Source organism: Pseudoalteromonas sp. AS71, from assembly GCF_038900275.1.
Classification (GTDB): domain Bacteria; phylum Pseudomonadota; class Gammaproteobacteria; order Enterobacterales; family Alteromonadaceae; genus Pseudoalteromonas.
This window is the reverse complement of the sequence record NZ_JBBMQZ010000016.1, coordinates 1-12,166: the sequence shown is the minus strand read 5'-3', so window position 1 is coordinate 12,166 and position 12,166 is coordinate 1. Positions and strand designations below refer to the sequence as shown.

The 12,166-nt window shown below is 39.2% G+C and carries 9 protein-coding genes; 4 read left to right on the top strand and 5 right to left on the bottom strand.

Features of this window, described 5'->3' with window-relative positions:
• The first annotated feature begins 113 nt into the window (after positions 1 to 113).
• Positions 114 to 1,427 carry a TIGR00366 family protein gene (locus WNY98_RS12920; RefSeq protein ID WP_342878078.1) on the top strand — a complete coding sequence of 438 codons (1,314 nt, stop codon included), beginning with the start codon at positions 114 to 116 and terminating at the stop codon, positions 1,425 to 1,427.
• A gap of 101 nt (positions 1,428 to 1,528) precedes the next feature.
• On the opposite strand, the gene WNY98_RS12915 is transcribed toward WNY98_RS12920, so the two are convergent.
• A complete protein-coding gene (locus WNY98_RS12915) occupies positions 1,529 to 2,242 on the bottom strand; it encodes a type II CAAX endopeptidase family protein (RefSeq protein WP_342878077.1) in 714 nt (237 codons plus the stop codon).
• Positions 2,243 to 2,534: 292 nt separating this feature from the next.
• Positions 2,535 to 3,551 carry a site-2 protease family protein gene (locus WNY98_RS12910; RefSeq protein WP_197185597.1) on the bottom strand — a complete coding sequence of 339 codons (1,017 nt, stop codon included), beginning with the start codon at positions 3,549 to 3,551 and terminating at the stop codon, positions 2,535 to 2,537.
• A 166-nt stretch (positions 3,552 to 3,717) separates the two neighbouring features.
• Here WNY98_RS12910 and WNY98_RS12905 point away from each other — a divergent pair, with 166 nt between their 5' ends.
• Positions 3,718 to 4,929 (top strand): EAL domain-containing response regulator, encoded by a 1,212-nt coding sequence (locus WNY98_RS12905; RefSeq protein WP_024600235.1) that lies wholly within the window; start codon positions 3,718 to 3,720, stop codon positions 4,927 to 4,929.
• Between the two features lie 32 nt (positions 4,930 to 4,961).
• Here the strand turns inward: WNY98_RS12905 and WNY98_RS12900 are convergent, their stop codons facing one another.
• Positions 4,962 to 6,038 carry a hemolysin family protein gene (locus WNY98_RS12900; RefSeq protein WP_024590554.1) on the bottom strand — a complete coding sequence of 359 codons (1,077 nt, stop codon included), beginning with the start codon at positions 6,036 to 6,038 and terminating at the stop codon, positions 4,962 to 4,964.
• An 84-nt stretch (positions 6,039 to 6,122) separates the two neighbouring features.
• On the opposite strand from WNY98_RS12900, the gene WNY98_RS12895 reads away from it, so the two are divergent.
• Positions 6,123 to 8,618, top strand: a complete 2,496-nt coding sequence (locus WNY98_RS12895; protein WP_342878076.1) for a prolyl oligopeptidase family serine peptidase — start codon at positions 6,123 to 6,125, stop codon at positions 8,616 to 8,618.
• A gap of 216 nt (positions 8,619 to 8,834) precedes the next feature.
• Positions 8,835 to 9,539 (top strand): response regulator transcription factor, encoded by a 705-nt coding sequence (locus WNY98_RS12890; RefSeq protein ID WP_024600237.1) that lies wholly within the window; start codon positions 8,835 to 8,837, stop codon positions 9,537 to 9,539.
• Here WNY98_RS12890 and WNY98_RS12885 read toward each other — a convergent pair.
• Both WNY98_RS12885 and WNY98_RS12880 read right to left on the bottom strand, forming a co-directional pair.
• Positions 9,536 to 11,047 carry a YifB family Mg chelatase-like AAA ATPase gene (locus WNY98_RS12885; RefSeq protein ID WP_342878075.1) on the bottom strand — a complete coding sequence of 504 codons (1,512 nt, stop codon included), beginning with the start codon at positions 11,045 to 11,047 and terminating at the stop codon, positions 9,536 to 9,538. The genes WNY98_RS12890 and WNY98_RS12885 overlap by 4 nt on opposite strands.
• Before the next feature lie 34 nt (positions 11,048 to 11,081).
• Entirely contained in the window at positions 11,082 to 11,696 is a 615-nt protein-coding gene (locus WNY98_RS12880) for a trimeric intracellular cation channel family protein (RefSeq protein ID WP_342878074.1), read from the bottom strand.
• Positions 11,697 to 12,166: the final 470 nt, after the last annotated feature.

Below are 12,166 nucleotides of genomic sequence, written 5' to 3'. Positions count from 1 at the left end.
CTTTTAAGCAATGTTTAAGCTTTTAACCGCAAATATAAGACTAAATGCTGTTTGCCAATGGTGATTTTTCATGATTAATTAGCGTTAAAATAATAACCAAAACAGTTGTGCTTATGCTTAATAAAATAGCCCGCCCTTTTACTAAAATTGTAGAGCGCTATCTTCCCGACCCTTTTATATTTGTAATTTTACTTACAACAATTACTCTTGTCAGTGCGAGCTTATTTACAACCGCAACCAACATTGAAGTATTACAAGCGTGGGGAGGTGGTTTTTGGAACTTATTAAGTTTTGCTATGCAAATGCTACTAGTGTTAATCACAGGCTACATGCTGGCAAGTACGCCACCTATAAGTAAGTTATTAGAAAAACTAGCAACATTTGCAAGCACCGCACCTAAAGCAATTATATTAGTAACGCTTATTTCGCTTTTAGCAAGCTGGATAAATTGGGGATTTGGCTTAGTTATTGGTGCCCTTTTTGCCAAGGCAATTGCAAAACATACTCGTGTTGATTATCGATTATTAGTAGCCAGCGCTTACTCAGGCTTTGTTGTATGGCATGGCGGATTAGCCGGTTCGATTCCTTTAACTATCGCAACCGATGGCCACTTTTCAGAAGCCAGCATTGGTATTATTAGTACAGAGCACACCTTATTTGCGGGCTTTAATATAGCAATATTAGTTGGCTTATTTATTATTATGCCGCTCGTTAATCGCTATATGCTGCCAAGTGAGCAAGAAAGCGTATATATCGACCCAGCTCTTTTACAAGAGATAGCACCTAAGTTGACAACAATAACCAGACCCGCCCAACATTTGGAACAAAGCAAACTGCTAGGTATGGGCATTGGCTTAATGGGGCTTGCCTACTTAAGCTATTACTTTTTTATCTCTGGTGGCGGCTTAAACCTCAATAGTATAATTGCCCTGTTTTTGTTTATGGCTATCACCCTGCATCAAACACCCCACAATCTACTAAATAGCCTGCAACAAGCAATTCCGAGTGGTGCGGGAATTGTAATTCAGTTCCCTTTTTATGCCGGTATTATGGCGGTCATGGTCGATACAGGATTAGCACAGCAGATATCACAAGGCTTTATTGCCATTGCGGATGCCGATAGCTTGCCATTTTATAGTTTTATTAGTGCAGGACTCGTTAATATGTTTGTGCCCTCAGGTGGCGGACAATGGGCGGTACAAGCACCTATTGTTATCCCTGCAGCACAAGAGCTTGGCGCCGATATATCCCGTGTTGCTATGGCTGTGGCATGGGGAGATGCGTGGACGAATCTAATTCAACCTTTTTGGGCACTGCCCGTATTGGCTATAGCGGGCCTAAAGGCAAGAGATATTATGGGCTTTTGCGTGGTACAACTAATTATTACTGGGGTGTTTATTTCGTTAATGCTAAGTTTTTATCCGTAAGTATTTTGGTAGTAAATAGGCGCGATTTTATATCGCGCTTGCCAGCTGCAAACCAAAAGAACTAAGCAAGAAAGTAAAATTAACTGATGAGTCATCTAATATCACAAAATAATTTCACCTAGTGCTAATAAATTACAGATCATGTGAGCGATAATGCAATACCACAAGTTACCCGATAGATGACGAAGTAGTCCCATCAAGCACGAAAATACAAACACTGAAATATAAATTTCAACTTGATCATACTGCCAGTGTATCAATGTAAACACGATACTTGGGATAATAATTGCGCCACTGACTCCTAAGGCGGTTTTTTTCAGCCTATAGAATGCCACTCCTCGAAAAATCACCTCCTCATATATGGGCCCAATAAATACTACTGCTAAAAGCAGGATAATTTTGGCTAAAAGCGAATTTGTTTGTGCTTCAACTTCTAACATAAAATCTGGCAAGGCGACTTCCATAAAACCAAAAAGCCATTGTTCCAGTAAAACGAAAGCCGCTGTTAATAGCACTGTAATGATTAAAGGAAAAAGAGCCACTTTTTTTATTGCTAAGCGCCCAATAACTTCGCTTTTATTTTGCGCATCAAGAGTAAACTTTAAAAATGGCAGCGTAAGTACAGCAGTGAGGAAGGTAGATATAATAAGGTAAATAGGATTGGAATTGAATACTAATGATCCACCATCCAATAAAAAAATAATCAAGTTTGAGGGTATTGGGAGCACCAGTAAAAAAAAGGCCAACCAATAGAGCGTGTACAATAAATATTCCCCTGTGCTTTGATTTACTTGTTGTTTTATCGCATCATTCATAATTCTATCAGCTCACGGCTTCTTGTTATTTTTCATTCTGGGGGATAGTACCATATCAATTACCCCATTAAGAAACGAACCAAAACTAACATCTTGCTATCGCTACACAAGCTAAAATAAACACTGTTAATTTTATTCCGAGCAGTTGGGCAAGCGTAATTGCCCCTGTTAAACGCCCACTTTGCTGAGCGACAGCTTCCTTTCTAAACAACAAATGCACAAAAACCTTAAAAAGCAACGTACAAAAAACAGCATAGTGAGCGAGCTTTGAACTACCATGCTGTTATTATTGCTAGCTCGATAAAATAGTCATCGGCAGACTCAATATTGGATTTTCTGAATCGGCAAAGTGCATCATTACAGCTACATGCCCAGCTACTACAACTGCATACATAACCGCTGAAAAGCCTTGGCCATATTTATCTAGTGGCATTAAATGTGAATAGTGACGGCCTCGCCATTCAAATACAATTTCCAGCGCACCAACAAACAAAAAGAATACCAATAACATTAAGCCAAAGGTGTAACTTAGCCATAAGCCAAATAGTACGCCTAATAAGCATACGCTTAGGCCAATCCATGAACGCATTGAAAAGCTGATACTTTTTAATACATGCCCGCCATCAAGCGGCAAAATTGGTAATAAATTAAATAAATTTAATAACGCACTAAGCACCGCAACACCTGCAAATATTTCCATTTCGGTGACGTAATATAAAACGACACCCAACACCGAGGTAATTAAACCAAATGCAGGCCCCATTAATGATATAACTACATCTTGCCAACGAGTCGTTATTTTATCGTCACTGACAGCTAGCCCACCTACAAATGGGATTAAATAAATACCTTTAGTTTTTATGCCAAAGTATTTCATTGCTCGCACATGGCCGTATTCGTGTACAACTAAACACCCAATTAGCATTAGTGCAAATTCAATACTAAATAACCACGCATAGCCTGCAACAGAAGCCCCTGCAAGCACTACTTTAATTACCTTAGCACTTTTAAAAAGCTTAAAACCTAATGCAGCCAACCCCAAAAAGCCTTTTTTAGGTGATCCATTTGTAGGCGCTGGTAACGCAAGTTGTGTTGCAAATTGATCATCTACAAAAAGCGAAATACTTTGCTCTTTCACCGCCGCTGTATCAATACCTATTACTTTGTTGTCGTAAGTAAACTGATAATAGTTTTCACGAGGATTATCAAAGGTAATAGCTTGTTGAGCATGAAACACCTGCACAATTTTTTGCCCAGACACCATAAGCGAAAATGGCTGCCCGGCTAAAGTAAGATCTATTCTTATCATAATTAAGACCATTTAAAATAATGGCGCTAGTATACCTAATCAACTTAAAAACACGAGTGAAGGTGTTCTATAACTATTTTCAAAATAAAAGCATTTGATACTGACAAAATAAAAAAACACTACTACTTTTATAGTAACCATAAGCTATACATTGAAAGGGATAACAGTGAACAAAATAGTGCCTAACATTTTAGTTGTTGACGACTCAAAAGCGATTTTGATTGTTATGGAAGCCATATTAAATGAATTAAATATGTCTGATAATGTAGTCACCTGCTTGAGTGCTGCTGAAGCCCTCGAAAAAGTTGCTTCTGATATAAACTACTTTGATGCTATTTTTACTGACCTTAATATGCCCGAAATGGATGGTATGGAATTAATCCGCCACTTAGGAGGGCTACACTATCAAGGCGGTATTATTATTGTTTCTGAAATGGATCATAAAGTTATTAGTTTAGCTGCCAGCCTTGCCAAGCAACATAACGCTCACCTCATTGGTAATATTACAAAACCAGTGCAACTATCTCAGGTAAGTAGGTTACTTATTAAAGTAGCGCAATTAAATAGCCATACTTTATTAAAAGAGTCAGCCATTTCAAAAGATGAGCTTATTGAAGCATTAAAAAATGATGAAATAACGCCTTTTTATCAACCAAAAATAAACGCTGATAACAATAGAATTGAGAGCGTTGAAGTATTAGCGCGTATTCTATCAAGTAAAGACGGCAATATTATTTTACCTAACCGTTTTATAGGTATTGCCGAGCAACATAACTTAATTAATCAAATTACATTTTCTCTTTTTGAAAAGGCCACCAGCGAATTCAAAAATATGAAAGCGCAACTAGGTCATGATTTTAAGATGGCATTTAACTTATCGCCAACTCAGCTCGACGACCTAAACTGTCCTAATAAATTACTACTCATATTAGAACTAAATCAACTCACGCCTAGTAATATAATTATAGAAATAACAGAACAACATGCACTCTCAAGCCTCATGCAATTAGAAACACTAAACAGATTAAGAATGCACGGCTTTGGTATATCGCTAGATGACTTTGGTGTTGGTTTTACTAATATGAATCAACTTCGAAACCTTCCTTTTACTGAAATTAAGATAGACCGCTCACTCATTAGCCATATAGAAACAGATTTATTTTCTCAAGTGGTTGTAAGTTCGTTATTTAACATTACGAGTAAAGATAATTTAGATTTAGTGGCAGAAGGTGTTGAGCGCCCAGAAGAGCTCGTTTATTTAAGGCACTATAAAAGAAAACTAGCCATACAAGGTTTTTTATTTAGCCGCCCTAAACCACAAAACGAATTTATATCTTGGGCTAAAGATTGGCTGAAAACTGATGGCAGCCCCGCTTAAAGCGGTATTAATATTTAATCGGGGCTGGTTAACTAATTATCACCCCGAGTGTGTTTATCTTCTTCACTGACTATATGCGCACTACTTGCTAAACGTTTGTGCCAACGCTGCCTTGCTACTGCGCGCATATTAGTAGATTGGTCACGCTCATCTACAATCTCTAGCCCCATTAAAGCTTCAATCATATCCTCTAGCGTTACAATACCTTGCACGTCACCGTACTCATCTACAACTAGGCATATATGCGTGCGCTTTGTTAAAAGAGTTTGCAGTAACGACGATACATTTTGAGAGCTCGGCACTGTATAAATAGGCTTAATCAATTTGCTAATTTTATAATCGGTACCTAAGCGGTGAAATGCCAGCATAATATCGTTTTTATGCACAAACCCTACAATATCGTCGCTGTCTTTATCAAATACCAATATACGAGAAAATGATGACGAGCCGTGATCGTTTAAATACTGATTAACGGTTAAGTCTTTGTGGATTTTAAAAATAACAGTTCGAGGCGTCATTAAGTCGCATAATTTTGCATGTCTAAAATGCAATAGATTACGAATTATTTCAGACTCATCTTGATGTAATGCGCCCGACTCCGTACCTATATCAGCCATTGCCTCTATCTCTTGACGAATATAGTAAGCCTCATCGTGCTTTGGACCCATTAAATTTGTTAGCTTTTGTGCAAACCATACAAAAGGCTTTAGCGATATAACTAGAAACCGCAAAGCGTAAGTAACACTTGGCGTTAGAGCTCGCCAGTAATTAGCCCCCAAAGTTTTAGGAATAATTTCAGAAAGGATTAATACGAGGAATGTCATAATGGCTGATGCAATACCTACAGCCGCATCGGAAAACACGACAGCTGCCTGTGCGCCGACCCCAGCAGCACCCGCAGTATGGGCAACCGTATTTAAAGTCAAAATAGCAGCTAAAGGCTGATCTATGTTGTTTTTAAGTTTTTCGAGCTGTTTAGCAAGCTCAGGATGATCTTTCCTAAGTGATGCAACATAGCTGGGCGAAATACTTAATAACACAGCCTCCATCACAGAACATAAAAACGAAATAACAATCGCCACTACCATATAAACTATCAGTAAAGTCACTTTCTCTCCTCTATATTGGATATGTGAGCATGGTATCAATACATGCTATATTTGGCCAAACTTCCAATAATAATAGGCATAATAATGAAATTTAGCGCACCATGGTGTCATCAAAATAAGCTATTTAAGCATGCAGCGACTCTTTTAACGCTTAGCAGCTTAAGCTTTGCTGCAATAGCTGCACCATTGGATAAATCAAAAATTCAGTTTATCGGCCCACTTGCCGAAGACATGCAGTTAAAGCCTTTTCAAACACCTCATGGTAATGCCATTATTAATAACCTATTACCTCAATTACAAGCAGACTCAGATAGTTTTTCTGTATTTGGGAAAAAACAAAATTGGCAGCCATTTAATAAAATCAATGCGCTCACTTTAGGTGGGTTACAGGCACTAAAATTTAATATTGAAACAACCCGCTTTACACAAGGTACGCTTACCTTAAAAGGGATTGAGCAAGGTCAGTTATTTATTAATGGCGAACTACAAACAGGTGATAAAAATAGCTATAAGTTAGCTCTAAATAACAGTACTCACTCTATTTTAATAGTAGCCCAACAAGTAGCTAATTGGCACGACGTAATGCTTGATTTTGCAGCTAAAAGCGAGGTTGATAAAATTACGCTTAGCGCCTCACAAACAAAGCGCTTATCTGCAAAACAGTTGTTTGATGCTCCTACAATTAGCCAATTATCACTCGCACCTAACGCCAAGCAGTACGTTACTACTACTCGCACTTATAGCGATAAAACACAAAACCAAGCAAATACAGTTACTGTCCTTAAAGATTCAGATAATCAAACGCTTTATCGCTTCGAAGCAGGCCAACCAAGTAACATTATTTGGAGTCCAGATAACCAATATTTAGTGTATTTGTTAAATGGTGAGCTTAAACAACTTAGCCGTAAAAACTTCTCAATAAAAACATTAGCAAACGATTTAGAAGGAGCCAATGGCTTTACCTTTTATAACGACACCAGTCTTTTGTTTAGCTGGTCTAAATTACCTGAGAACACTAACAACTTAACTAAGCACTATAAAGGTCTGCAAGATCGCTGGTCGTATGCACGCTCCACCAGCCAAATTTATATGCTTGATACTAAAAGTGGTTTAACAAAAGCACTTAGCCAAGGTCCTCTTTCTTACAGCCTTGAAGATTCAAATAGTAACCGTGGCAAAATATTAATGAGCCGCCCAGTAATGGCAATGCAGGCATCAACACACCCAGAAACAGAGTTAGTCGAACTCGATTTAAAATCAAATAAGCTTTCATCGCTTGGTAAATTTAAAACGTTTAATTTAGCTAAATATGCAAATAAAGATATTTATGTAGTTGCAGGCCCTGACTTTAAAAATGGCGCAGGCAGAGCTCTACCAAAAGCAATGCTTGCCAATAACTACGACGGGCAACTTTATCTACTTACTGAAGGCGGTAAAAACGTAAAAGCACTTAGTAAACAGTTCGACCCCGCTATTGGCCAACTGCAAGTTTTAGAAAACGGCGATGCGCTCATTAAAGTAACAGAGCAAGACACTCAACCACTTTACCTATTTGATTTAAGTAAACAGCGCTTTAAAAAGTTAAATACAGGATTGGATATTGTTGAACAATTTAGTTACTCATACGACCGTAATACCGAAATTTTACTAAGTGGTACCAACGCTTTAGCTCCACAACAACTAAAGCGCCTTAACGTAAGTAAAAATAAAACAGATTTAATATGGGATTCAAAACCAAGTAGCTATGCAAATACACGACTCCCTACATTAGAAGAGTTTAATTTTAAAAATAAACATGGTGTCGAAATAACTGGTCGTGTGTACATTCCTAGCAACTTAGATAAAACTAAAAAGCACCCTGCGCTCGTGTATTACTACGGCGGTACTTCACCCGTTACGCGTGGTTTTACAGGTCGTTACCCGTTTAACTTATGGGCAGAAAATGGCTACGTTGTTTATGTAGTACAACCTACTGGCGCAACAGGGTTTGGACAAAAGTTTTCAGCGCAACATGTTAATGCCTGGGGCGACTACACCGCAGACGATATTATCGAAGGCACGCACGCCTTTTTAAAGAAATACAACTATGTTGATAGTGAAAAGGTAGGAAATTTAGGGGCATCATACGGTGGATTTATGACCATGCTACTAGCAACTAAAACCGATATATTTAGTGCCTCCATTGCCCATGCAGGTATTTCTAACATTACCTCATATTGGGGTGAAGGTTGGTGGGGCTATTTATATTCAGGCGAAGCATCAAAAAATAGCTTTCCGTGGAATAACCCTGAGCTTTACAGCCAGCACAGCCCTGTGTTTCATGCCGACAAAGTAACAACACCTATGCTACTTCTTCATGGTGATAGTGATACCAATGTACCTGTTGGCGAAAGCTTAACAATGTACACTGCGCTTAAACTGCTTAATAAGGACGTAGAGTTAATCGAATACAAAGGCGCCGATCATCAAATATTTGCACGCGATAAACGATTTGATTGGTGGAACACCATGCTCGCATACTTTGATAAAAAGCTAAAAGATGAACCTCAATGGTGGGACTCAATGTATAAAAATGACTGAGTCTGCTTCTTCTAAATAACGACTTAATACAGATTTATTAATTGTAGTATTAATTACTTAGCACCTTTTAATTAGTTTAAAGGTGCTAATCTCATCCTCTAATAACACCTTCTACACCTTTGAAATATTAAGTTACTTAAAACTAATAAACCCCCTTCTCAGCATTTACCTAATGGTGCTACCATACAGAGCTATAAGCATTCAAAATAAAGTACTATGGCTATTAATGTTTTATTGGTTGAAGACGATGAACTACTCGTTAAACGCATCCAAAATCACTTTGCAGATACCGAATTTACAATAGAGGTAGACCCAACTGGCGCTGATGCACTTAGCATTGTAAGGCAGCGGGTAAACCTGCGCGGTGCTATATCATTAGCCATAATTGACATTGTTTTGCCAAAGCGCGATGGGCTTCAACTCGCAAAAGAATTAAACACACTTACCGATATTGGCGTTATTGTATTATCGAGTCGTGACTCCCAAGCCGATCGTATTGCAGGCCTTGCACAAGGTGCTGATGACTATATTTGTAAGCCCGTCGATTTACTTGAGTTAGAACTTCGCATGCGCGCGCTCTATAAGCGTGTTGCCGTTAACCTAGAAGACGACGAAAGCGAAGAGTTTATAGAATATGCTGACTTTAAGCTTCACCCCGATAACCGCACATTAATTACTGCTGCAGGCGTTGAATCACGCTTAACTGAAGCCGAACATAAAGTGCTTATTTGCTTAATTAGTAATGCAGGTAAAGCCACATCCCGTGAAAAAATATCAGAAGAAATAGGCCAGCCCGATTGGAGCCCAAACGACCGTACTGTTGATGTGCTTATTGGTCGTTTACGTAAAAAATTAAATGACGAAAAAGATCAAAAACGTATTGTTACCGTTCGCGGTAAAGGCTATATGCTCTCTATTTAATATTTAGTTAATTGCGCAATAAGGCGCTCAAATGCACGGTAATTAAGTGCTTCCTTAAGCTCATTTAAACTAATATTTTCAGCCCCGTTTAAATCACTAATAGTCCGCGCCACTTTAATCACTCTATGGTAAGAGCGTGGCGATAAAGACAACTTTTCGCTTGCTCTGGCTAAAAACTGCAACTCTGCTGGCGCCAGTACACAGTGCACACTCATTTCTTTATTATTAAGCCTCGCATTAACCTTACCTTGGCGTTTTAACTGTAGGTAATAAGCAGCCTCAACTCTTGCTCTAACCTCAGCACTGGTTTCCTCTGGTTTGGTACTTTGTAGCTCAACACTCGTTAAACGAGGTAGTTCTATTTGCAAATCAATACGGTCAATAAAAGGCCCCGACACGCGTGATAAATAACGCATAACTTGATCGGGAGTTGCCCGCTTATCAGTATGGCTCCCCGTTGGGCTTGGGTTTAATGCTGTAATAAGCTGAAACTGCGCTGGGAACTCCATTTGCCTAGCTGCACGTGAAATAGTTACTGTGCCGGTCTCCATTGGTTCACGCAGTGAATCAAGCACCTTACGCTCAAACTCTGGCAACTCATCTAAGAAGAGCACACCGTTGTGTGCCAGCGAAATTTCACCAGGCTTGGGATTTGAAGAGCCCCCCACCAAAGCAACAGCTGAGCACGTATGATGCGGATTACGAAATGGCCGCTGTCGCCAATTAGTTAAATCTATGGATTGTCCAATAATAGAGTAAAGCGCAGCTGTTGAAATAGCTTCATCGTCCGACATAGTAGGCATAATTGTAGCCATTCGCTGGGCCAGCATTGATTTACCAGTACCTGGAGGGCCTAAAAATAGTAAATTATGTCCGCCAGCTGCGGCTATTTCTAATACTCGCTTGGCGCCAGGCTGACCTTTCACATCGCTTAAATCGAGCAAAAAGTCAGGGGCTTGTGTGCAGTCGGGATACTCTATATTTAATGGCAAGGGTTGTTGATTAAGTAGGTCGCCCCACACTTCTTGAATAGAGCTTACGGCTTTGCGTTTAACGCCATTAACTAAGCTTGCTAGGCTGTCGTTTGCAAGAGGTAAAAAGCAGCAGCGATCTTCTTCTTTAGCAGCAAGTACCGAAGGTAAAATAGCGTTTACACCACGCACCTCACCATTAAGAGCAAGCTCACCATAAAACTCGTACTTGTGAATATCAGGACACACTATTTGCCCAGAGGCGACTAAAATACCCACCGCAATAGCAAGATCAAACCGTCCGCCATCTTTTGGCAAATCGGCAGGGGCTAAATTTACAGTTATTCGTTGATCGGGAAAACCAAATTGTGAGTTTTCGAGTGCGCTACGTACTCTATCTTTTGATTCTTTAACGGACGCTTCGGGCAGGCCTACAATATGAAAAGCGGGTAACCCATTTCCTAGGTGAACTTCTACAATAACTTCAGGGGCATTTATACCCACTTGAGCACGAGAAAATATACGAGCTAACGACATTCCTTATCCTAGTAAATGGTGTGATTACACCAGTTTAGTCAGGATATTTAAAAACGTGTAATGTGATTTGCCATTTTATAGCAGCCAAACGAAGCAATAAGGTCACTAACATGCCTAATACCATCGCCATTTCGGTTGCTAACGAAAAACTAATGCCAAGCGTATAAACAGTACCACCCGCTATACAGGTAATAGCGTAAAGCTCACCCTTTAATAGCATAGGGATCTCGCGTGCAAGCACATCTCGAATTAATCCACCAAAGCAGCCTGTAATTACAGCCATAATTACCGCAGTCATATCGGGCATACCAACAAGCTGTGCTTTTTGCGCCCCCATTACTGCAAAAAAAGCTAACCCGAACGCATCCGCTGTTTGTAAAATATAATGAGGTATCGGCTTTTGTTTATTTATAAGGCGTGTTGTAACAAATACTGAAGCGAGTATAGCAAAAAAGTAACTTTGATCGTGTAACCAAAACACTGGAACATCTAAAATTAGATCTCGCACTGTACCACCACCAATAGCAGTTACTGTCGCTAAAACTACGACCCCAAAGCCATCCATTTTTTTTTCGTACGCTAGTAAAGTGCCCGATACAGCAAACACCGCAATACCTATTAAATCAAACCAGTGGTAAAGTTCAGTCATATTTGTAACAACCCAAAAATATTTGTGCCGTTTTAACACAAACTAAACAAAGTTTTAAGTAATAACGATTTATTTTAAGTCGTTTATAACTTTTGTTAAGTGTATCTCAGGGAAGCGGGAGCTTGTGCTTATGAGTAGTGAATGCCTCATGCTGTGAAGACGATCTTTAACCTATAAGCTAAATCACCACACTCATCAAATTTCAGGCATAAAAAAACACGCTTTAAGTGTGTCGTTTCATTCTTATTTATTTCAATGGTTGCGGGAGCCTGAACTTATAAAAGGTGAACCGGCGACCTTCGGGTTATGAGCCACAATATACACACCAAATTTTAGACATAAAAAAACACGCTTTAAGCGTGTCGTTTCATTCTTATTTATTTCAGTGGTTGTGGGAGCCTGAGTTTGTAAAAAGCGAACCGACGACCTTCGGGTTATGAGCCACAATATACACACCAAATTTTAGACAT